The 22,068-nt window shown below is 70.3% G+C and carries 20 protein-coding genes; 11 read left to right on the forward strand and 9 right to left on the reverse strand.

Annotated features, from left to right (window positions below):
• Positions 1 to 165: 165 nt before the first annotated feature.
• The 5 genes from ACQEUX_RS23210 to ACQEUX_RS23230 all read left to right on the forward strand — a co-directional run bounded on the left by ACQEUX_RS23210 (position 166) and on the right by ACQEUX_RS23230 (position 6,053).
• Entirely contained in the window at positions 166 to 1,767 is a 1,602-nt protein-coding gene (locus tag ACQEUX_RS23210) for a peptide ABC transporter substrate-binding protein (protein ID WP_433052084.1), read from the forward strand.
• 194 nt (positions 1,768 to 1,961) lie between these two features.
• Positions 1,962 to 2,900: an ABC transporter permease gene (locus tag ACQEUX_RS23215; RefSeq protein ID WP_433052087.1), complete on the forward strand. Its 939-nt coding sequence runs from the start codon at positions 1,962 to 1,964 to the stop codon at positions 2,898 to 2,900.
• A gap of 72 nt (positions 2,901 to 2,972) precedes the next feature.
• On the forward strand, positions 2,973 to 3,929 hold the full coding sequence (locus tag ACQEUX_RS23220) for an ABC transporter permease (protein ID WP_433052090.1): 957 nt from the start codon (positions 2,973 to 2,975) through the stop codon (positions 3,927 to 3,929).
• A gap of 65 nt (positions 3,930 to 3,994) precedes the next feature.
• Positions 3,995 to 5,035, forward strand: a complete 1,041-nt coding sequence (locus ACQEUX_RS23225) for an ABC transporter ATP-binding protein (protein WP_433052093.1) — start codon at positions 3,995 to 3,997, stop codon at positions 5,033 to 5,035.
• The gene (locus tag ACQEUX_RS23230; RefSeq protein WP_433052096.1) at positions 5,016 to 6,053 is read left to right on the forward strand and encodes an ABC transporter ATP-binding protein; all 1,038 of its coding nucleotides are present in this window, start codon (positions 5,016 to 5,018) and stop codon (positions 6,051 to 6,053) included. Before ACQEUX_RS23225 ends, ACQEUX_RS23230 begins: the two co-directional genes overlap by 20 nt.
• An 89-nt stretch (positions 6,054 to 6,142) precedes the next feature.
• Here the strand turns inward: ACQEUX_RS23230 and purH are convergent, their stop codons facing one another.
• The gene (gene purH, locus ACQEUX_RS23235) at positions 6,143 to 7,714 is read right to left on the reverse strand and encodes a bifunctional phosphoribosylaminoimidazolecarboxamide formyltransferase/IMP cyclohydrolase (protein ID WP_433052099.1); all 1,572 of its coding nucleotides are present in this window, start codon (positions 7,712 to 7,714) and stop codon (positions 6,143 to 6,145) included.
• Positions 7,711 to 8,331 carry a phosphoribosylglycinamide formyltransferase gene (gene purN, locus ACQEUX_RS23240; RefSeq protein ID WP_433052102.1) on the reverse strand — a complete coding sequence of 207 codons (621 nt, stop codon included), beginning with the start codon at positions 8,329 to 8,331 and terminating at the stop codon, positions 7,711 to 7,713. The genes purH and purN overlap by 4 nt, the downstream gene beginning before the upstream one ends.
• A gap of 180 nt (positions 8,332 to 8,511) precedes the next feature.
• Between purN and ACQEUX_RS23245 the strand changes: the two genes are divergently transcribed.
• Together ACQEUX_RS23245 and ACQEUX_RS23250 are read left to right on the forward strand one after the other, a co-directional pair.
• Complete coding sequence (locus ACQEUX_RS23245) at positions 8,512 to 8,808, forward strand: CD225/dispanin family protein (protein WP_433052105.1); 297 nt, start codon at positions 8,512 to 8,514, stop codon at positions 8,806 to 8,808.
• A gap of 26 nt (positions 8,809 to 8,834) precedes the next feature.
• Positions 8,835 to 9,440 (forward strand): DUF4190 domain-containing protein, encoded by a 606-nt coding sequence (locus tag ACQEUX_RS23250; protein ID WP_433052108.1) that lies wholly within the window; start codon positions 8,835 to 8,837, stop codon positions 9,438 to 9,440.
• A gap of 107 nt (positions 9,441 to 9,547) precedes the next feature.
• Here the strand turns inward: ACQEUX_RS23250 and ACQEUX_RS23255 are convergent, their stop codons facing one another.
• Complete coding sequence (locus tag ACQEUX_RS23255) at positions 9,548 to 10,837, reverse strand: cell division protein PerM (RefSeq protein ID WP_433052111.1); 1,290 nt, start codon at positions 10,835 to 10,837, stop codon at positions 9,548 to 9,550.
• 198 nt (positions 10,838 to 11,035) lie between these two features.
• Here ACQEUX_RS23255 and ACQEUX_RS23260 point away from each other — a divergent pair, with 198 nt between their 5' ends.
• The gene (locus ACQEUX_RS23260; RefSeq protein WP_433052114.1) at positions 11,036 to 11,302 is read left to right on the forward strand and encodes a DUF4190 domain-containing protein; all 267 of its coding nucleotides are present in this window, start codon (positions 11,036 to 11,038) and stop codon (positions 11,300 to 11,302) included.
• A gap of 75 nt (positions 11,303 to 11,377) precedes the next feature.
• Here the strand turns inward: ACQEUX_RS23260 and sucD are convergent, their stop codons facing one another.
• The 3 genes from sucD to ACQEUX_RS23275 form a co-directional block, all read right to left on the reverse strand.
• Positions 11,378 to 12,265: a succinate--CoA ligase subunit alpha gene (gene sucD / locus ACQEUX_RS23265; RefSeq protein ID WP_393140653.1), complete on the reverse strand. Its 888-nt coding sequence runs from the start codon at positions 12,263 to 12,265 to the stop codon at positions 11,378 to 11,380.
• Between the two features lie 2 nt (positions 12,266 to 12,267).
• Entirely contained in the window at positions 12,268 to 13,446 is a 1,179-nt protein-coding gene (gene sucC, locus ACQEUX_RS23270) for an ADP-forming succinate--CoA ligase subunit beta (RefSeq protein WP_433052118.1), read from the reverse strand.
• A 456-nt stretch (positions 13,447 to 13,902) separates the two neighbouring features.
• Entirely contained in the window at positions 13,903 to 14,307 is a 405-nt protein-coding gene (locus ACQEUX_RS23275; protein ID WP_030491849.1) for a cobalamin B12-binding domain-containing protein, read from the reverse strand.
• 478 nt (positions 14,308 to 14,785) lie between these two features.
• On the opposite strand from ACQEUX_RS23275, the gene ACQEUX_RS23280 reads away from it, so the two are divergent.
• On the forward strand, positions 14,786 to 15,493 hold the full coding sequence (locus ACQEUX_RS23280) for a M23 family metallopeptidase (RefSeq protein WP_433052122.1): 708 nt from the start codon (positions 14,786 to 14,788) through the stop codon (positions 15,491 to 15,493).
• A gap of 273 nt (positions 15,494 to 15,766) precedes the next feature.
• The gene (locus tag ACQEUX_RS23285) at positions 15,767 to 16,537 is read left to right on the forward strand and encodes a M23 family metallopeptidase (protein WP_433052125.1); all 771 of its coding nucleotides are present in this window, start codon (positions 15,767 to 15,769) and stop codon (positions 16,535 to 16,537) included.
• Positions 16,538 to 16,676: 139 nt separating this feature from the next.
• Here the strand turns inward: ACQEUX_RS23285 and pcrA are convergent, their stop codons facing one another.
• Positions 16,677 to 19,082, reverse strand: a complete 2,406-nt coding sequence (gene pcrA, locus ACQEUX_RS23290; RefSeq protein ID WP_433052128.1) for a DNA helicase PcrA — start codon at positions 19,080 to 19,082, stop codon at positions 16,677 to 16,679.
• Positions 19,083 to 19,383: 301 nt separating this feature from the next.
• Here pcrA and ACQEUX_RS23295 point away from each other — a divergent pair, with 301 nt between their 5' ends.
• Entirely contained in the window at positions 19,384 to 19,779 is a 396-nt protein-coding gene (locus tag ACQEUX_RS23295; RefSeq protein WP_433052131.1) for a chorismate mutase, read from the forward strand.
• Positions 19,780 to 20,014: 235 nt separating this feature from the next.
• On the opposite strand, the gene ACQEUX_RS23300 is transcribed toward ACQEUX_RS23295, so the two are convergent.
• Positions 20,015 to 21,028 (reverse strand): ABC transporter ATP-binding protein, encoded by a 1,014-nt coding sequence (locus ACQEUX_RS23300; RefSeq protein WP_433052134.1) that lies wholly within the window; start codon positions 21,026 to 21,028, stop codon positions 20,015 to 20,017.
• Positions 21,021 to 22,064, reverse strand: coding sequence for an ABC transporter ATP-binding protein (locus ACQEUX_RS23305; protein WP_433052137.1), 1,044 nt, complete (start codon positions 22,062 to 22,064; stop codon positions 21,021 to 21,023). The genes ACQEUX_RS23300 and ACQEUX_RS23305 overlap by 8 nt, the downstream gene beginning before the upstream one ends.
• Positions 22,065 to 22,068 lie beyond the last annotated feature (4 nt).

Raw genomic sequence — 22,068 nt, forward strand, 5'->3', positions numbered from 1 at the left:
TTACCAGAGTTGCGGGGCTTCGCCAAGGGAGGTGAGCCCGGACCGTTACCCACCCGCAACCGCGTCGTTGCCGAAGGCCCGCCGGCGACCTACCGTTGCCGCTTGTTGCGCAGCGTAACCCAGCGTCGGGCCTGACTGCGCAGCGTGAGGAGATGAGGAGGCTCAATGCGAGTTCGTAGACTCGCCGCCTGGACCGCCCTCCCGCTCGCGGTGACGCTGGGCCTCGCGGCCTGCGGCAGCGGCGGCGACGGTGGATCCGGCGGCAGCGACAGTTCGGCGGTCAGCATTCAGATCGCCGAGCCGAAGCACCTGGTTCCCACCAACACCACCGAGACGTCCGGGTCGCAGGTGCTCGCAGGCCTGTTCAGCCCGCTCGTCGACTACGACGCCCAGAACAAGCCGTACGAGGTTGCCGCGCAGTCGGTCACCTCGACCGACAACAAGGTCTGGACGATCAAGCTCAAGGACGGCTTCACCTTCCACAACGGTGAGAAGGTCACGTCCGAGGACTACATCAACGCCTGGAACTACGGCGCGTACGCCCCCAACGGTCAGGACAGCAACTACTTCTTCGAGAAGATCGCTGGCTACGCGGACCTGCAGGGCAAGGAGCCGAAGGCCAAGGAGATGTCCGGTCTGAAGAAGGTCGACGACCTCACCTTCACCGTGACGCTGTCCGAGCCGTACATCGACTTCAAGACCGTGCTCGGCTACAACGCGTTCTACCCGCTGCCGGACGCCGCGTTCTCGGCCCCGGGCGTGCTCAAGGACTCCTACGAGCAGGCGCCGATCGGGCAGGGCCCCTTCAAGATGAAGGGCGCCTGGCAGCACGACAGCAAGATCGATGTCGAGCGCTACGACGCGTACCCGGGCGAGAAGCCCAAGGTGAAGAACGTCGAGTTCCGGATCTACCAGCAGCTCACCGCGGCCTACGCGGACGTCCTGGCGGACAACCTGGACGTGCTGCCGACGATCCCGACCGAGAGCCTGAGCACCGCGCCGACCGATCTGGGCGACCGGTACCAGACCAGCCCGATGTCGTCGTTCCAGTTCCTCGCGTTCCCGACGTTCGACAAGGACTACAGCAACCCGGACGTGCGTAAGGCCATCTCGATGGCGATCGACCGTGACGAGATCACCAAGTCGGTCTTCAAGGGCTCGCAGCAGTCGGCGCGCTCCTTCGTCTCGCCGGTCCTGCCGGGCTACCGGGAGAACACCGCGGGCAAGGCCGGCGAGTTCAACCCGACCGAGGCCAAGAAGCTCTACCAGGCCGCCGGTGGTCCGTCGAAGATCGTCATCTCGTACAACGGCGACGGCGGTCACAAGGACTGGGTCGACGCCACGGTCAACCAGCTCAAGGCCAACCTGGGTGTCGACGCCGTCGGCTCGGCCGAGCCGAAGTTCGCCGACCTGCTGACCAAGGTCGAGAAGAAGCAGCCGGTGGGTGCGTTCCGGATGGGTTGGGTCATGGACTACCCGACCATGGAGGACTACCTCGGCCCGCTGTACAGCACGAACGGCTCGTCGAACTACTACGGCTACAGCAACCCGGAGTTCGACAAGCTGGTCAAGGAGGGTTCTGCCGCCAAGACGCAGGACGAGGCGATCGCCAAGTACCAGCAGGCGGAGGACATCCTGGCCAAGGACATGCCGGTGATCCCGCTCCGCTTCGGCGAGAACGTGTTCGGCCACTCGTCCAAGGTCAAGAACGTGGAGATGGACCTGTTCCAGCGGGTCAACCTCGTCAAGATCGAAGCGGCCAGCTGAGCTGACCATGTGCGGGCCACCCGGGCGACGATGCCCGGGTGGCCCGACCGCACCACCGGGCCGGGCCGCAGAAGCGGACCCGGCGTCGGTGGTGCCGGCTCCCCCGGGCCGGACGGAACGTCTCGGATATTTCGGGTACGACCAGAGATGCCGTCCTGCGACCCTTTCGCACATTTCCGGAGAGACTGCTAAGCATGTTCCGCTACATCTTGCGGCGCCTACTACAGATGGTCCTGGCGTTCTTCGGGACCACCCTGATCGTCTACGCGCTGACATTCGCCGGGCAGGGCGACCCGATCCAGGCGCTTGCCGGCGAGCGGCCGGTGACGCCAGCCCAACGGGCCTACCTGACCGAGAAGTACCACCTGGACGCCACGGGCGTCGGCGGCTTCTTCTACCGCTACTTCGACTATGTGAAGAACCTGCTCCAGGGCGACCTGGGCGAGTCGCTCACCGGTCGGAACATCGGTGACATCCTCCAGCAGGCCTGGCCGGTCACCGTGCGGCTCGCGCTCATCGCGCTCGCCGTGGCGATCATCTTCGGTGTCAGCGCCGGCGTGATCGCCGGCATCCGCCGGGCCAGCATCTTCGACAACTCGACGCTGGTGCTGACCCTGCTGGTGCTGGGTATCCCGACCATCGTGTTGGCGCCGCTGGCGCAGTTCTTCCTGGGCGTCAAGTGGCAGCTCTTCCCACCCACCGCCGGCTCCGACCCGACGTTCTACGCGCTCCTGCTGCCGGGGATCGTGCTCGGCTCGCTGTCGCTGGCCACCGCACTGCGGCTCACCCGGGCCTCGGTGGCGGAGAACCTGCGCGCGGACTACGTCCGGACCGCCCGGTCCAAGGGCCTGGTCAAGCGCCGCATCGTCGTCGTCCACGTGCTGCGCAACTCGCTGATCCCAGTGGTCACCTTCCTCGGTGTGGAACTGGGCAACCTGATGAGCGGCGCGATCATCACCGAGGGCGTCTTCAACATCCCCGGCGTGGGCTTCAACCTCTTCCGCGGCATCCGCACCGAGGACGGCCCCCTGGTGGTGGGCATCGTCAGCGTGCTCGTCGTGGTCTACCTGGTCTCGAACCTGGTGGTGGACGTCCTGTACGCCGTACTCGACCCGAGGATCCGCTATGAGTGAGCGCAGCGAACGAATCATCAGCGCAGCGTGCTTGGGCTCTCATGCCGGCGCCGAGCGCAGCGAGGTGCAGGCATGAGTGACTTTGAAACTGTGGCGGCCACCGAGAACCAGGCCGCGCGACGTGGCCCCTCGGGCGAGCCGGGCACACCGAACCAGATCGGCGCCGCTCAGAAGCCTCGCAGCCTGGCCGGGGACGCCTGGCGCGACCTGCGCCGCAACCCGATCTTCTGGATCTCGCTGGCACTGGTCGTCATCTTCACCCTGATGGCGCTGCTCCCCGGGGTGTTCACCGCGAACAACCCGAACGACTGCCTGCTCTCCCGGCAGCACGCCGGGCCGTCCGGCGGGGCCATCTTCGGGTACGACTTCCAGGGCTGCGACACGTACTCCCGAGCGGTCTACGGCACGCGCGCCTCGCTGCTGGTCGGCGCGCTCGCCGCGCTCGGCACCGGCATCATCGCGCTGGTGGTCGGCATGCTGGCCGGCTACTTCGGCCGCTGGGTCGACGCGGTGCTCTCCCGGGTGATCGACGTGGTGCTCGGCATCCCGCTGCTGCTGGCCGCGATCGTCCTGCTCAAGCGGGTGTCCAGCGACAGCCAGTGGGCACGGATCGGCGCGGTCGTCTTCGTGCTGGCGCTCCTCGGCTGGACCACCGCCGCCCGCGTCGTCCGTTCCTCGGTGATCACCGCCAAGGAGCAGGACTACGTCGCGGCGGCCCGGATGCTCGGCGCCGGGAACAGCCGGATCATGTGGCGGCACATCCTGCCGAACTCGCTGGCCCCGGCCATCGTCGTCCTGACCATCGCGCTCGGCTCGTTCATCGCGGCCGAGGCGACGCTCTCGTTCCTGGGCATCGGCCTGAAGGCGCCGACCATCTCCTGGGGTCAGGACATCGACACCGGCCGCATCCACATGCGGGAGGCGGCCACGCCGCTGATCGTCCCGTCCGCATTCCTCGCGCTGACCGTGCTGGCGTTCATCATGCTCGGCGACGCGATCCGTGACGCCTTCGACCCGAAGCTGCGGTGACACATGCGAGCGCGAGGAGTGAGCGAAGCGAGCCCCGCAGTCGCGAGCGAAAGGCAGGCCCGATCATGACCCACTCCACCGTCCAACCCACGCCCGCCTCCGCCACGCCCGAGGGCGGCCACCTGCTGGAGTTGCGGGACCTGCACGTCGAGTTCCGCACCAACGAGGGTGTGGCCCGGGTGATCAACGGCGTGTCGTACCACCTGGATGCAGGGGAGACCCTCGCGGTGCTCGGCGAGTCCGGCTCGGGCAAGTCCGTCACCGCCCAGGCGATCATGGGCATCCTGGACACCCCGCCCGCGTTCGTCCGCTCCGGCCAGATCCTCTACCAGGGTCAGGACCTGCTGACCCGCTCCGAGGAGCAGCGCCGGCAGGTACGGGGCAAGGAGATCGCGATGATCTTCCAGGACGCCCTCTCCGCGCTGAATCCGGTCTTTCCGGTCGGCTGGCAGATCGGCGAGACGCTGCGCCAGCGCGCCGGCATGTCCAGGGGCGACGCCCGGCGCCGCGCCATCGAGCTGATGGACCTGGTCAAGATCCCGGGCGCCGCGAAGCGGATCGGCGACTACCCGCACCAGTTCTCCGGCGGCATGCGGCAGCGCGTCATGATCGCCATGGCGCTGGCGCTGGACCCGAAGGTGCTGATCGCCGACGAGCCCACCACGGCACTCGACGTGACCGTGCAGGCCCAGATCATGGACCTGCTGGCCGACCTGCGCCGGGAACTCAACATGGCGATGATCCTGATCACCCACGACCTGGGTGTCGTCGCCGGTGTCGCGGACCGCATCGCGGTCATGTACGCCGGCCGGATCGTCGAGCACGCCGACGTCCGCTCGCTCTACAAGGCGCCCGCCCACCCGTACACCAAGGGGTTGTTGGAGTCGATCCCGCGCCTGGACGTCCGCGGCCAGGAACTGTCGACGATCAAGGGGTTGCCGCCGAACCTGATGCGCATCCCGTCCGGCTGCCCGTTCCACCCGCGGTGCCCGTACGTCCAGCAGGTCTGCGTGGACGTGGTGCCGCACGACCTGGTCCTCGGCGATGGCCGGACCAGCGCTTGCCACTTCGCGCAGGAGGTCCGTGATGACAGCGTCGCCCGCTAACTCCACCAAGGTCCGGGGCGAGACCATCCTCTCCGTCGACAACCTGGTGAAGCACTTCCCGATCACTCAGGGCGTGCTGTTCCAGAAGCAGATCGGCGCGGTGAAGGCCGTCGACGGGGTGAGCTTCGAGCTGCGTCGGGGCGAGACGCTGGGCGTGGTCGGTGAGTCCGGCTGCGGCAAGTCGACCCTCGCCCGGCTGCTGATGCGGCTGGAGACGCCCACCTCCGGAAAGGCCACCCTGGAGGGCAGGGACCTGTTCAAGGCCTCCGGCGGCGAGCTGCGCCGGCTCCGCCGCAACATGCAGATGGTGATGCAGGACCCGTACACCTCGCTGAACCCGCGGATGACCGTCGGCGACATCATCGGCGAGCCGTTCGAGATCCACCCGGACGCCGCGCCGAAGGGCAGCAAGCAGAAGCGGGTCCAGGAACTGTTGGACCTGGTCGGGCTCAACCCGGAGCACATCAACCGGTACCCGCACCAGTTCTCCGGCGGTCAGCGCCAGCGCATCGGCATCGCCCGTGCCCTCGCGCTTCGGCCCGAGATCATCGTCTGCGACGAGCCCGTGTCGGCGCTGGACGTCTCCATCCAGGCCCAGGTGATCAACCTGTTGAAGCAGCTACAGGACGAGCTCGGGCTCTCGTACGTCTTCATCGCCCACGACCTGTCCGTGGTGCGGCACATCGCCGACCGGGTCGCGGTGATGTACCTCGGCCGGATCGTCGAGATCGGCACCGAGGACGAGATCTACGAGCGGGCGACCCACCCGTACACCCAGGCTCTGCTCTCCGCGGTGCCCGTGCCGGACCCCGAGGCGCGCGACCAGCGCACCATGATCCGGCTGGTCGGCGATGTGCCCAGCCCGGCCGACCCGCCGAGCGGGTGCCACTTCCGGACCCGCTGCTGGAAGGCGCAGGACATCTGCGCCGTGCAGGACCCGCAAACCGTGCCGAGAGCCGCGGACCCGCACCCCTCAGCCTGTCACTTCGCCGAACTCCGCCCGGTCACCCCGGCCTGAGCCGCGCGACCCTCCGCCATTGATCATGAAGTTATTGCCCGCCCGCTGGGCGGGTCAGGGCAATAACTTCATGATCGACGGGAGTCGGCTCAGTGGAAGAAGTGGCGGGTTCCGGTCAGGTACATCGTTACGTTGGCTTGCTTCGCCGCTGCGATGACTTCCTCGTCGCGGATCGAGCCGCCGGGCTGCACGATGGCGCGGACGCCGGCGTCGATGAGGATCTGCGGGCCGTCGGCGAACGGGAAGAACGCGTCGGAGGCGGCGACCGAGCCGCGGGCCCGGTCGGCACCGGCGCGGCTGACCGCCAGTCGGGCTGAGTCGACCCGGTTGACCTGCCCCATGCCGACCCCGACGGTGGCGCCGTCCTTGGCGAGCAGGATCGCGTTGCTCTTCACCGCCCGCACCGCCCGCCAGGCGAACGCGAGGTCACGCAGCAGTTCCTCGTCCGCGGCCTCGCCGGTTGCCAACTGCCAACTCGCCGGGTCGTCACCGGGGGCGTCCACCCGGTCGGCGACCTGGGTCAGCACGCCACCGGTCACCGGCCGCCACTCGACCTTCGCCGGGTTCCAGGCCGGCGCGCGCAGCAGCCGGATGTTCTTCTTGCCCTGCAACACCTCGACCGCGCCCTCGTCGAAGCCGGGGGCGACCACCACCTCGGTGAAGATGTCAGCCACCTGCCGGGCCAACTCGACCGAGACCGGCCGGTTGACCGCGATCACGCCGCCGAACGCCGACACCGGGTCGCAGGCATGCGCCCTGCGGTGCGCCTCGGCCACGTCCGCGCCCACCGCGATGCCGCACGGGTTGGCGTGCTTGATGATCGCCACGGCCGGCTGGTCGGCGAAGTCGTTCGCGGCCCGCCAGGCGGCGTCCGCGTCGACGTAGTTGTTGTACGACATCTCCTTGCCGTGCAACTGCTCAGCCTGGGCCAGCCCCGCCGGGGCGTCCGGGTCGGTGTAGAGCGCGGCCGGCTGGTGCGGGTTCTCCCCGTAGCGCAGCACGGTCGACTTGCGCAGCGCCGACCCGGTGAACGCCGGCCACGAGTCGTCGGCCGGGGCCAGTTCCTGGGCGCACCACTGGGCGACCGCCACGTCGTACTCGGCGATGTCGGCGAACGCCCGGGCGGCCAGCGCGCGGCGCTGGGCCAGGGTGAAGCCACCCTCGTCGAGCGCGCCGATCAGCGCCGGGTAACCGGTCGGGTCGGTGAGCACGGCGACCGAGGCGTGGTTCTTGGCGGCGGCCCGCACCATGGCGGGGCCACCGATGTCGATCTGCTCCACGCACTCCTCGACGCCGGCGCCGGAGGCGACGGTCGCCTGGAAGGGGTAGAGGTTGGAGACCAGCAGGTCGAACGCCGCCACTCCCAGCTCGTCGAGCTGCGCGACGTGGGTGTCCTTACGCAGGTCCGCGAGGAGACCCGCGTGCACCTTCGGGTGCAGGGTCTTCACCCGACCGTCGAGCACCTCGGGGAACCCGGTCACCGTCTCCACCGGCGTCACCGGCACCCCGGCGGCGGCGATGGTGCCCGCCGTGCTGCCGGTGGACACGATCTCCACACCGGCCGCGTGCAGGGCCTGAGCCAGCTCCACCAGCCCGGTCTTGTCGTAGACGCTGACCAGCGCCCGCCTGATCGGGCGGCGCCCGTCCTGAGTGGGACTCACGGAACCGTGACCTTCCTTCCGGTGATGGTCCAGCCTTCGCGGACCAGGCGACCGACCTGCTCGACGAGCTGGCGCCGCTCAGCTTCCTTGATGCGCTCGGTGAGCGCGTCCACGTCGTCGTCGTCGAGCACCGGCACCGCGACCTGCGCGACGATCGGCCCGGTGTCCATGCCGGCGTCGACGAAGAAGAGGGTGGCCCCGGTGAGTTTCACGCCGTAGGCGAGGGCGTCACGCGGGCCGTGGATGCCGGGGAACGCCGGCAGCAGGGTGTTGTGGGTGTTCAGGTAGCGGTCGCCGAAGGCGGCGAGGAAGTGTGGGCCGACCAGCTTGAGAAAACCGGCGGAGATGACCAGGTCGGGTTGGTGCTTCGCGATGTGCGCGGTGAGCGCGCGGTCCCAGTCCTCCCGGGTGTCGTGGTCGCTGACCCGCTCGACGAAGGTCGGCACCCCGGCCGCTTCGGCCCGGTCCAGGCCCGCGATGCCGTCGCGGTCCGCGCCGACCGCGACGACCTGTGCGCCGTACGTGGGGTCGGCTGCGGCATCCAGCAGCGCCTGAAGGTTGCTCCCGGAGCCGGAGATGAGGACGACGATTCGGGCGACAGACGCAGGCTCGGTCACCGGGCCACCCTATCGGGCAGGTCAGGACACCCTTCGGCTGGGCGGCACGCCGATCTTTGACAGTGCCGACGGGCATCGACCCGGTACGCTGCCGGTCGCTCGGACCGGACGCCGTGCCGGCCCGCACCCCTGTCACTGATCCGGCACGCCAGCCGTGTCATTCGAATGAGGAGCACCCCCATGCAGCCCGGTCACCACCCCCAACAGCAGCCGCCGATCAACAACAACATGACGATGTCGATCGTCGCGATCTTCCTCTTCTGGCCGCTGGCCATTCCGGCGATCATCAGCGCGTCGAAGGTCAACCCGCTGCTCCAGCAGGGCGACCACGCCGGGGCCCAGGCGGCTGCCGCCGAGTCACGGAAGTGGTCGAAATGGGCCCTTATCGTGGGCATTAGCTGGTATGTCGTGCTGTTGCTGTGCTGTGCGTTGGGTGGTCTGGGCGCGATCATGAGTGGGAACAGCAGCAGCAACTGACGGAACCAGTCCAAGGAGCTTCTCGAATGCAGCCCGGTAACCCCGGTCAGGACCCGTACGGCCAGCAGCACAACCAGGACCCGACCGCTCCCCAGCCGCCGCACGACCCGTACGCCCCGCCGCCGGCCGCCCCGTACGGCCAACCGCCGCAGGCGCCGTACGGCCAGCAGCCGACCTCCGGCCAGCCGTACGGCCAACCGCCGCAGGCCCCGTACGGCCAGCAGCCGCAGCCCCCGTACGGCCAGCAGCCCACCTCGGGGCAGCCGTACGGCCAGCAGCAGCCGTACCAGGACCCGTACGGACAGCAGCAGCCCCCGTACGGTGGCGGTCCGACGTACCCGAACGCCGGCTACCCGCAGGCCCAGGGGCAGAACAACACCCTCGGCCTGGTGTCGCTGATCCTCGGTATCGCCTCGATCCCGCTGGTCTGCTGCCTCTACCTGGGCATCCCGGTCGGCATCGCGGGCGTGGTGACCGGTTACCTCGCCCGGCAGAAGGTCGCCCAGGGCCAGGCCAGCAACGCCGGGCAGGCCAAGGCCGGCCTGATCTGCGGCGCGGTCGGCGTCGGGCTGGGCATCCTCTTGCTCATCCTGGTCGTCGTGGCGCAGGTCAACCTGCCGACCCAGCCCTGACCGGCTCGGTAGTCGACGGGGCGCTCCGGATTCGTCCGGGGTGCCCCGCGCTCGTCTACCGCGCGAAACCGCGCGCCCGGACCCACCACGCGGGCGAGCGCCCGGATCTACCGCGCGGGGGTGCGGGTGAGCGCCCGCGTGGCGGCGGCGCCGAGCAGTGCGCCGGCCGCGATGACACCAGCGGCCACCGCCCCGATCTGCCAGCCCACCGGCCCAACCTGCGCCAGCCGGCCCGCACCGAGCGGCCCCCCGGAGATCGCGGCGGCCACGCCGAGCAGCACGCCGGCCACCGGTCCGGCCAGCGCCGCCGGTGCCAGCAGCTCGACCCAGCGCTGTGGGGCGCGCTCCGGCCCGGCGAGCCGGGCCACCCGGCGGGCAAGCAGCCAACCGGCGACCATCCCGGCCAGCACCGGCACGGCGAGCAGCAGGGCGCCGAGGCCGTCCACCGGGCCACGCGGCAGGCCAGCCAGCAACGGTACGGCCGGCAGTGCGCCGACGGACACCTCGCTGGTGCGAACCGCGGTGTCGGTGCCGACAGCGAAGCCCGGCCCGAGCAGGTAGCTGGATGACCAGATCGCCGCGTTCGGCGCGTACGCCACGCTGACCAGGGTGATCCCGGCCTGCCCGGCGACCCCGGTCCGGTACGCCCCGATCATGTCCGCCGCGTCGCCCCCGCCGGTGGCCACCGCCAGGCCGGCCGCCCCGGCACCCGCACTGAGCAGCAGCAGCCCGGCCACCAGACCGGTGCGGACGCCGTCCCGTACCGGGCCCGGCATCCGGGCGACGAGCATCCGGGTCACGGCAGTGATGCGGGTGGCGCCGACCAGTGCGGCGAGCGTGCCGACCACAGCGAACGTGACTCCCGCCCGGATCGGGGACACATCCGGCCCACCGGCACTGACCAGCAGTGCCGCGAGCGCGCCGAGCAGCGCGTACGCGATGCCGACCGTGCCCGCGGCGACCAGCGCCCGGCGCGGTGAGCGGGTGTCGCGGGCACCCATCGCGCGGCTGACGTGCACGCCGGCCCGGGTCAGCCGCCAGAGCGCGAGCACGGTCAACGCCAGTGGAGCGAGCCCGAGCGGACCGGACTCGGTGTGCAGCGGCACGCCGTGCCCGAGCAGCCAGCCGGCCAGTGCGGTGCGCAGGGTGCCGGTCAGGGTGGTGGAATCCGCGCCGAGCTGAACCAGGCCGAGCACGATGGCGACCGGCAGGTAGGAGGTGAGGGCGGCCCAGCCGGCGGCCACCCCGGCGGCGACGGGCAACGGTGCACGCCCGCGTGGCGACCCGCCCGCGCGGGGCGCGGGCACCCGTCGGGCCGGCGCGGCACGGTCGACCGGCCGGTCGTCGGCGCTCACACCGCCGGGACGGCTGGGACGGTCAGGGGTGACGGGGGACATCCGCTCTACTCTGGCACGTCGCGCGGGCGGTGGCAGTCCGTTAACCCGCCCGGAGTGCGGCGAGTTGACCGAACCGGGGTCCAGGCCACCCGCTCCGGTCTAGCCTCGGGCCAGAGGGGGGCGCGAGCCGCCGCCCGGGTCGGGTCCGCCGGTCGCGGTCCGGGCCAGCACGCCGCCCACGACCGCCCGGAGGAAGCCGTGACGACGCCATACCCGCCGCCCCCGCCCCCACCGGCCCGGGGACGCGACCGGACCACGCTCTGGGGCGTGTTGGGCATCGTGCTGGGGCTGATCTGCTGCGGCATTCTCGGCATCATCTTCGGCTACCTGTCCATCCGCGACGCCCGGCGGTATGGGCAGTCACCGCTGCTCGGCTACCTCGCCGTCGTGTTCGGCGTGATCAACATCATCGGCGGAGCGATCCTGAGCGCGACCGGCAACTACCCGTTCTGGAACAACGACTGAGCGGGCCGGCGGCGCACGTACGCCGAAGGGGGCCGACCGGCTGTGGTCGACCCCCTTCGGTGTTGCCTGACCGGCTCAGCTGCCGGACATGATCTCCCGCATCAGGCGGGCAGTCTCGGTCGGCGTCTTGCCGACCTTGACGCCGACCGCCTCCAGCGCCGCCTGCTTCGCCTCGGCGGTGCCGGCCGAACCGGAGATGATCGCCCCGGCGTGACCCATGGTCTTGCCGGGAGGTGCGGTGAAGCCGGCGATGTAGCCGACCACCGGCTTGGTGACGTTGGCCTTGATGAACTCGGCGGCCCGCTCCTCGGCGTCGCCGCCGATCTCACCGATCATGACGATGGCGTCGGTCTCCGGGTCGGCCTCGAACGCCGCCAGCGCGTCGATGTGGGTGGTCCCGATGATCGGGTCGCCACCGATGCCGACGCAGGTGGAGAAGCCGATGTCGCGCAGCTCGTACATCATCTGGTAGGTCAGCGTGCCACTCTTGCTGACCAGGCCGATCCGGCCGGAGCCGGTGATGTCGGCCGGAATGATGCCGGCGTTGGACGCGCCGGGCGAGGCGATGCCCGGGCAGTTCGGCCCGATGATCCGGGTCTGCTCGCCCTGCGCCACGTTGTACGCCCAGAACGCCGCGGTGTCGTGCACCGGGACGCCCTCGGTGATCACCACGGCCAGCGGGATCGCGGCGTCGATCGCCTCGACCACGGCGGCCTTGGTGAACTGCGGCGGCACGAAGATGACGGTGACGTCGGCCCCGGTCTCGGCCATGGCGTCCGCGACGGACGCGAAGACCGGCAGCTCGGTGCCGTCGAAGTCGACCTTCTGGCCCGCCTTGCGCGGGTTGACGCCGCCCACCACGTTGGTGCCGGCGGCGAGCATCCGCCGGGTGTGCTTGGAACCCTCGGAACCGGTCATCCCCTGGACGATGACCTTCGAGTCCTTGGTCAGCCAGATAGCCATGATCAGACCCCCGCAGCTGCCAGCTCGGCGGCCCGCTCGGCCGCACCGTCCATGGTGTCCACCCGCTGCACGAGCGGGTTGTTCGCGCTGTCCAGGATCGCCCGGCCAGCCTCGGCGTTGTTGCCGTCGAGACGGACGACGAGCGGCTTGGTGACCTGCTCGCCGCGCTGCTCCAGCAGGGCCAGCGCCTGGATGATGCCGTTGGCGACCTCGTCGCAGGCGGTGATGCCGCCGAAGACGTTGACGAAGACGCTCTTCACGGCCGGGTCGGAGAGCACGATCTCCAGCCCGTTCGCCATCACCGCGGCGCTCGCGCCGCCACCGATGTCGAGGAAGTTGGCCGGCTTGACGTTGCCGTGCCGCTCACCGGCGTACGCGACCACGTCGAGGGTCGACATGACCAGACCCGCACCGTTGCCGATGATGCCGACCTCGCCGTCGAGCTTGACGTAGTTGAGGTCCTTGGCCTTGGCGGCCTGCTCCAGCGGGTCCACCGCGGCCTGGTCGACCAGCGCCTCGTGGTCCGGGTGCCGGAACGCCGCGTTCTCGTCCAGGCTGATCTTGGCGTCGAGCAGCAGCAGCCGACCGTCGCCGTTCTTGGCCAGCGGGTTGACCTCGACCAGCGTGGCGTCCTCGGCGACGAACGCCTGCCACAGGCCGACCGCAATCTCGACGACCTGGTCGGCGACCTCGGCGGGGAACCCGGCGGCGGTCACGATCTCGCGGGCCTTGGCCTCGTCCACGCCCTTCACCGCGTCGATCGGGGCCTTCACGACCTTGTCGGGGGTCTCGGCGGCGACCTGCTCGATGTCCATGCCGCCGGCGACGCTGGCGATGCAGAGGAAGGTGCGGTTCGCCCGGTCGAGCAGGTACGAGAAGTAGAACTCCTCGACCACGTCCGCGGTCACCGTGATCATGACCTTGTGGACGGTGTGACCCTTGATGTCCATGCCGAGGATGTCCGTGGCCCTGGCCACCGCCTCATCCGGACCCTCGGCCAGCTTGACGCCGCCGGCCTTGCCTCGGCCGCCGACCTTCACCTGCGCCTTGACGACCACCCGACCGCCGAGGCGTTCGGCGATCGCGCGGGCCTCTTCGGGGGTAGTGGCGACGCCGCCGGCCAGCACGGGCAAACCGTGCCGCTCGAACAGGTCCCGCCCCTGGTACTCGTACAGGTCCACGATTGCGCGTCCCGTCCCGTCTCCGCGGCGCGCCGTCGCGCCGCCACCAGCGTTCAGAAAAACAGTTTGACGCCTGTCATCAGTTGAAACAGGCCATTGGCCGCAGCCTAGCGAGGCCGGCACCACCGGCAACCGAGCGGGTGCACGGTGTGCGGTAATGCACAACCGGACATCGGGCACGGCCGGATTCCGTCCAGGACACGGGCGGCATCCACCGTCCGGGCGATGTTGCCCGGGGTGCGTAACCCGCTGGTGGGGGCGTCGTTGAGTCAGGTGTCGGAGCGCTGAACAGCGCGATGACGGGAGACGGCCGATGCCCTGTCGGTCGAGGGGTGGCGGCGGGGCATCGTGCATAGAGGGGCCGGACGTGTGAGGGGTGCGTCCGGCCCCTCCCCCGTGCCCAGGCCCGGTTGCCGACCCGTCGCGGCCTGCCCGGCGAAACCTTCGCGGCGTGCCTCAGGAAACCGGCTGCGCGACGTTCTGTCGGACCCACTCGACAATCGCCTGAGTCGTGGCGCCCGGCGTGAAGATCTTCGCGACGCCCAGCTTTTCCAACTCGGGAATGTCGCCGTTCGGAATGATGCCGCCACCGAACACGACGATGTCGCGGGCGTCCCGCTCACCGAGCAGTTCCAGCACCCGGCGGAAGAGCGTCATGTGCGCCCCGGAGAGGACGGACAGGCCGACCGCGTCGGCGTCCTCCTGGATGGCGGTCTCGACGATCTGCTCGGGAGTCTGGTGCAGGCCGGTGTAGACGACCTCCATACCGGCATCCCGCAGGGCGCGCGCGACCACCTTCGCGCCCCGGTCGTGGCCGTCCAGGCCGGGCTTGGCGACGACGACCCGAATACGAGAGCTCATCAGCGCACACCTTTCACCGGCTCCACGGCCTTCACCTGAACGAACGGTAACCCGCCGGAGCCAGCCCGGGAAATCCGGGCCGGGAACCTGGTTCCACCGCCAGTCAACCCCGCGCGGCCACCGAGCACCGCCGTACGACACGCCGGGCAGCCCGGGGATGCCTGCCGAGGCTCCGGTAGCGCCCCGAGGCACTGCCCGCAGTCAAGCCGGACGACTCCGCCGGACCGGTCACGCTCGGCGACGAACGGGCAGCAACGAGGGCACCGTTCGGCGTCTCGATGCATGACAATCATGGACGCAAACGGACACATCGACACGCCAATTTCGCGGTCTAGCTTGTGACTCGCCTGGTGGTTGGCTAACGTGTCCACGGTTGTCATCAGGTCCATGGACGGGTGACGACGCGGTCAGCGGACGTTCATTCGAGCTTCACGAACGTCCACCGGCCGCTTCGGAACCCCGACAACGGAGGGTGTGCGTGCGCCAGCGCCTGTCGTCTGAGCCCGATCGATATCGCGGTCGCCGCCGCGTACCCACCCCACCGCGTAGCCGTTACGCCGCTGTGGTCACCACCGCGTTCGTCGGGGCGGGCATCGTCGCACTCGGTGCGAGCGCCCTGCCGGACGCCAAGGACGTCAGCCCGACGGTGCTCGACGAGCTCAAGCAGGCGTCGGTCACCAGCCAGGACGTCGCGGCCCGCGCGGACAACGCCGACCGGGCCTCCCGGGACAGCCGCACCAAGGACAGCGCCGAGCCCGAGGTCTGGCTGCTGCCGCTGCAGGGCTACGACTTCAACTCCCCGTACGGGATGCGCTGGGGCAAGATGCACACCGGCGTGGACCTGGTCGCCGGCGAGGGCACGCCCTATGTGGCGATCCACGACGGGCTGGTCACCAAGGCCGGCTGGTTCGGCGGGTACGGCAACGCCGTGATCGTTCAGCACGCCGACGGCAGTGAGGCCATCTACGGCCACTCCTCCGCGGTGAGCGTCAAGGAAGGCCAGCAGGTCAAGGCGGGCGACCAGCTCGGCCTGGTGGGCCAGACCGGCCACGCCTACGGCACCCACCTGCACCTGGAGATCCATGTCAAGGGCAAGCCGATCGACCCGGTGCCCTTCCTCCAGGAGCGCGGAGTGGACATCAAGCTGCAAGTCGAGGCAATTTACAGCGAGGTAGCGGCCTCCTGACGCTGCGTACCGACCGTTGACCGCCCGGATCTGTCGATCCGGGCGGTTTTTCGTTGCGCGGTTCCGGCCGATGTCTGCCGGGTCACACCGGGGATTGTGACCGGCGACACCAGACCGCATGATCACTTTTCCGGATGTAGCGCCGCACAGCGGGTCATATCCGGGCACGTGGCCCACCCCGCAGCGCCGGGCCACGCGGTCCCCGTACCGGCCCCGGCTCGGCCCGACCCCAGTATTTCGAGGTCAAGTGCCCCTCGACTGTGAAGGTCCGCCGTGCAGGAAGACAGCCCCGTCCAGAACGAGAACACCCCCGACGCCGCCCAGACCGAGCAGCCGCAGCGCGCCGGCCGGCGGAACCGCCTCATCGTGCTCGGCGCCGCCGCCCTGGTCGCTCTCGGCCTCGGTGGTGCCGCCGTCGCCGCCACCGGCACCGACCGCCCGGCACCCGCCGCCGTCTCCTTCGACGCGCAGTCCCGGGCCGAGGACGCCAGTCGGGCGGACCGCTCCGCCCGCGAGTCGAGCGCTCCGGTCGTCCCCGCGGCCAGCCCGACGCCGAGCCCGTCGGCGGCCAGCGCCAGCCCGACACCGACGAAGACGGCCACCGCGAAGGCCAAGCCGAAGCCCACGAAGACCACCAAGCCCGCGCCCGCCTGGGTCGACCCGATGCCGGGCGCCGCGGTCACCTCCTGCTACGGGCCGCGCTGGGGCACCCTGCACGCCGGTATCGACCTGGCGCTGCCCTCCGGTACGCCGATCCGCGCCGCCGCCGCCGGCACCGTGACCCAGGCCGGTGACGCCTCCGACGGGTACGGCAACTCCGTCTTCATCGACCACGGCAACGGGTACCTGACCCACTACGCCCACCAGAGCCGCATCGCGGTGACGGTCGGTCAGAAGGTCAAGGCCGGCCAGGTCATCGGCTACGAGGGCGCCACCGGCGACGCCACCGGCCCGCACCTGCACTTCGAGGTGCACCAGGGCATGTGGAACCAGATCGACCCGGCCCCGTTCATGCGGGCACGTGGCGTGGATCTGGGCTGCTGAGCCGGCGCGTCTGTCGATCCGCGTATTCCGCTTGATCCGCGCGACGTCAACGAAGAGAGTGGCCTCCGTACTGCCGGAGGCCACTCTCTTCGTACATCAGCCCGCTGGCGGGCGGCGGAAGCCACCCGGACCGGCGGTGTCAGAGCTTGTCGACCGGGGCGTGCCGGAGCACCAGCCACATGGTCTGGTCGCCGAAGTCGATCTGCGCACGGGCGCCCGGGCCGTGCCCCTCGACGGCGAGCACCCGCCCCAGCCCGTACCGCTGGTGATTGACCCGGTCGCCGGCGGACACCTTCGGCCCCTGCGGCAACTCGCTGGCCGTGGTCAGCCGGCTGGCGTCCACGCCGAGCCGCTGGGCCAGTTGCGCCGCCTTCGGCGTGCCCCCGGTGAAGGTGCCCCGACCGCCGGGTGCGCGGTCGGCACGACCGCCGACGCCGCCGCCCCCGCCGGCCCACGAGGTGTACGACCCTTCGGTGCGCTCCCAGTGCACCAACTCCGACGGCAGCTCCTCCAGGAAACGCGACGGCGGGTTGTAGGACGGCTGCCCCCAGGCCGAGCGGGTCACCGCCCGGGAGAGGTAGAGCCGCTGCCGGGCCCGGGTGATGCCGACGTACGCCAGCCGGCGCTCCTCCTCCAACTCGCGGGTGTCGCCCAGTGAGCGCAGGTGCGGGAAGACGCCGTCCTCCAGCCCGGTCAGGAAGACCACCGGGAACTCCAGCCCCTTGGCGGTGTGCAACGTCATCAGCGTGACCACGCCCTGGTGGTCGGGGTCGTCGGACGGGATCTGGTCGGCGTCGGCGACCAGCGCCACCTGCTCCAGGAAACCGGCCAGGGTGGCCCGCTCCCCCTCCTCGCCCAGCGCCTCGATCCGCTCGGTGTACTCCCGGGCGACGCTGACCAGCTCCTGGAGGTTGTCCACGCGGCCCGCGTCCTGCGGGTCCAGGCTCTCCTCCAGCTCGGTGAGGTAGCCCGAGCGGGTCAGCAGCGCCTCCAACACCTCCTCCGGGGTGCCGGTCTCGGCCAGCTCCCGGGCGCCGTCGAGCAGCGCCACGAAGTCGGCGATGCCGTTGGCCGCCCGGCTGGAGATGCCTGGCGCCTCCCGGGCCCGGCGCAGCGCCGCGCCGAACGAGATCCGGTCCCGGCTGGAGAGCGCCTCGACACACGCCTCCGCACGGTCGCCGATCCCCCGGCGGGGGGTGTTGAGCACCCGCCGCAGGCTCACCGTGTCGTCGTCGTTGACCACCGAACGCAGGTACGCGAGTGCGTCGCGGACCTCCTTGCGCTCGTAGAAGCGCACCCCGCCGACCACCTTGTAGGGCAGGCCGACGCGGATGAACACCTCTTCGAAGACGCGGGACTGGGCGTTGGTGCGGTAGAAGACCGCGACGTCGCCGGGGCGGGTCTCGTCGGCGTCGACCAACCGGTCGATCTCCCGGGCCACCCAGTCGGCCTCGGCGTGCTCGGTGTCGGCCACGTAGCCGACGATCCGCTCGCCGGCGCCGGCCTCGCTCCACAGCCGCTTGGGCTTGCGGGAGGTGTTCCGGTCGATCACCGCGTTGGCCGCGTTGAGGATGGTCTGGGTGGAGCGGTAGTTCTGCTCCAGCAGGATCGTCCGCGCGTCGGTGAAGTCCCGTTCGAACTCCAGGATGTTGCGGATCGTCGCACCCCGGAACGCGTAGATCGACTGGTCGGCGTCGCCGACCACGCACAGCTCGGCGGGCTCCAGCCCGTCGGTGCCGGAGACCAGCTCCTTGATCAGGACGTACTGGGCGTGGTTGGTGTCCTGGTATTCGTCCACCAGCACGTGCCGGAACCGCCGGCGGTAGCTCTCCGCGACGTGCGGGTGGGACTGGAGCAGGTGCACCGTGGTCATGATCAGGTCGTCGAAGTCGAGCGCGTGCGCCTCACGCAGCCGGCGCTGGTAGAGCGTGTACGCCTCGGCCAGCGCCCGCTCGTTGGGCCCCGTGGCCCGCGCCGCGAACTGCTCCGGGTCGACCAGCTCGTTCTTGAGGTTGGAGACCTGGGCGGCCAGCCCGCGCGCCGGGTAGCGCTTCGGGTCGAGATCGAGCTCGCGGGTGACCAGCTGCATCAGCCGGCGGGAGTCGTCCGCGTCGTAGATCGAGAACGTCGACTTGAGGCCTGCGTGCTGGTGCTCGGCGCGCAGGATCCGGACACAGGCGGAGTGGAACGTCGACACCCACATCAGGCGGGCTCGGGGCCCCACCAGCGCGGCGACGCGCTCCTTCATCTCGCCGGCGGCCTTGTTGGTGAAGGTGATCGCGATGATCTCCCCGGGATGGACGTCCCGTGCGGCGAGCAGGTAGGCGATCCGGTGCGTGAGCACCCGGGTCTTGCCGGACCCGGCGCCGGCCACGATCAGCAGCGGCGAGCCGGCGTGACTGACCGCGTCGCGCTGTGGCCCGTTCAGCCCGGCGAGCAGCTGCTGCGGATCGAGTCGGGCAGCGGCCGGCCCGGGTCGGTGCGGGCGGGCCGGCGCGGACTCCGGCGCAGGCGGGGACGCGGGGATGTCGAAGAGAGGATGCATCGCCCGACAAGTCTATGCCGCCGGCCAGACACTTCCCGACCGCGCGCTACCGCCATCCCCGCTCCCGGGCGTGGAAAAGGTCTCCTTGGTCAGGCTGAATCCTTGCGCACCCGGCGCCCACGTGGGCATACTCGACGGCGTGTTCGCTCAGCGCTACTACTTTTACTACGGCACCGGGAGTCCGGCTGCCGTAGGTCGCGCCTGATCGATTCAGACCTACGAAAGCCCCGGGCTCCTGGAGTCCGGGGCTTTTTCCGTCCCGGGTTCCGGGCACCGGGCACCACAGTGCGAGAGGTACCCGATGATGACAGACGTGATGCAGCAGAGCGGCGGCCCGAACCGACCGGAGGCTGAGCAGTCCGCGGCGAACGCGAGCGAGCCGGCGGTGCCCGTGTCGCAGGCGGTCGAGAACCCTGGGCCGGACGGGGCTCGGACCGGCACCGAGGAGCCGACCGCCGCCGCACGGATCGTGCAGATCAGGGAACGGATCGACGAGATCGACCAGGCGCTGATCACGCTCTGGCAGGAGCGGGCCGCACTGTCCCAGGAGGTCGGCGCGACCCGGATGGCCTCCGGCGGTACACGCCTGGTGCTCTCCCGGGAACGGGACATCCTGGAGCGCTTCCGGGTCGCGCTCGGCGCCGACGGCACTCAGTTGGCACTGCTGCTGCTCCGTGCGGGCCGCGGCCCGCTGTAGCCGCGCGGCCCGCACGGGCCTCGGCTCCACGGTCGGACGCCCGGGCCGCTGAGTCGCACGGCCCGCTGTGCCACCCGGGCCGCTGTGCGCCGCACCGGCGGGCGGTTGGCTACCGGGGCGACCCCGAGATGCCCGCCGGCCATTCGGGGCGGGAGCGGCCCGATCCGGGTCACGGACAGACGAAACCGCCTGCCGTCGTCGTGGTGACGTCGGCAGGCGGTTCCGGTGACGTGACTCAGGCCTCGTGAGTGGCGACGATCTCGCGCCGCTCGGCGAAGTGGCAGGCGCTCGGGTGGTCCGAATCCCGCCGGGTCTCCAGCAGCGGGACCTGCTCGGCGCAGACGTCCTGCGCCTTCCAGCAGCGGGTCCGGAACCGGCAGCCCGAGGGCGGGCTGATCGGCGACGGAACGTCACCCGTGAGCCGGATGATCGTCTTGTTGTTCCGCTGCGTCGGGTCCGGGACCGGCACCGCGGAGAGCAGAGCCTGGGTGTACGGGTGGGTCGGCCGCTCGTAGATCTCGTCCTCGGTGCCGATCTCGACGATCTTGCCGAGGTACATCACCGCGACCCGGTCCGACAGGTGCCGGACCACCGACAGGTCGTGGGCGATGAAGACGTACGAGAGCCCGAACTCGCCCTGCAACTGCTCCAGCAGGTTCATCACCTGGGCCTGGATGGAGACGTCCAGCGCCGACACCGGCTCGTCGCAGACGATGATCTCGGGCCGAAGCGCGAGGGCACGGGCGATGCCGATGCGCTGACGCTGACCGCCGGAGAACTGGTGCGGGTACCGGTTGATGTGCTCCGGGTTCAGCCCGACCAGGTCGAGCAGCTCCCGGACCTTGGCCCGACGGCTGCCCTTCGGCGCGACCTCAGGGTGGATCTCGAACGGCTCACCGAGCAGGTCACCGACGGTCATCCGCGGGTTCAGCGAGGTGTACGGGTCCTGCATGACCAGCTGGATCTGCCGGCGCAGGCGCCGCAGCGCACCACCGGACAGCTTGGAGATGTCCTGGCCCTTGTAGACGACGCTGCCGGCGGTCGGCTTCTCCAGGTTCATCAGCACCCGGGCGAGGGTCGACTTGCCGCAGCCGGACTCACCGACCACGCCGAGCGTCTCACCGGCGCGCAGACCGAACGAGACCCCGTCGACCGCCTTGACCTGACCGACGGTCTTCTTGAACACCACACCCTGCGTGACGGGGTAGTGCTTGACCAGGTCACGGACCTCGAGGATGTTCTCAGACACGGTTCACCAGCTCCTCGGCGAAGTGGCAGGCGCTGGCCCGGGCGTTGCCCACCTGCAGCAGCGGCGGGACCTTCTCCCGGCACACCGGCTGAGCCATGGGGCAGCGCGGGTTGAACGGGCAGCCCGGCGGGATGTTCATCAGGTTCGGCGGGAGGCCCTTGATGGTCCGGAGCTGCTGCCCCTTCTCGTCCATCCGCGGGATCGAGTCGATCAGACCCATGGTGTACGGGTGCGCCGGCTTGGCGTACAGGTCGTACACGTCGGCTTCCTCGACGATCCGGCCCGCGTACATGACCGCGATCCGGTCCGCGACGTCGGCGACCACACCGAGGTCGTGGGTGATCAGGATCATGCCCATCTGCCGCTCACGCTGGAGCTCGGCGAGCAGGTCCATGATCTGGGCCTGCACGGTCACGTCGAGCGCGGTGGTCGGCTCGTCCGCGATCAGCACCTCCGGGTCGAGCGCCAGCGACATCGCGATCATCGCGCGCTGCCGCATACCACCGGAGAACTGGTGCGGGTAGTTGTTGAACCGGCCCTTGGCGTTCGGGATCTTGACCTGGTCGAGCATGTCGATCGCGCGCTTCTTGGCCTCGGCGCGACCCATGCCCCGCCGGACCCGGAACTGCTCGGCGATCTGGAACCCGATGGTGAAGACGGGGTTCAGCGCGGAGAGCGCGTCCTGGAAGATCATCGCGATGCCCTCGCCGCGGATGCGGCGCCGCTCCTCGTCGGACATGCCGAGCATGTCCTTGCCGTGGAAGCGGACCTGACCACCGGTGACGAAGCCCGGCGGCGTGTCGAGGATGCCCATGATGGTCTGCGCCGTGACGCTCTTACCGGAGCCGGACTCGCCGAGCACGGCGAGGGTCTCCCCCGCGTCGACGTGGTACGTGACCCCGTTGATGACCTTTGCGACGCCGTCCCGGGTGCGGAACTCCACCCGCAGGTCGTCGACCTCGAGCAGCCGGCCGGAGGGACGTCCGGACCCGCCGGATCCCGGCGCGGACTGCTCGGAAACGAGAATGTCGGACACTGGA

The organism is Micromonospora sp. CA-259024, assembly GCF_050936255.1.
In the GTDB taxonomy this organism is placed as follows: Bacteria; Actinomycetota; Actinomycetes; order Mycobacteriales; family Micromonosporaceae; genus Micromonospora.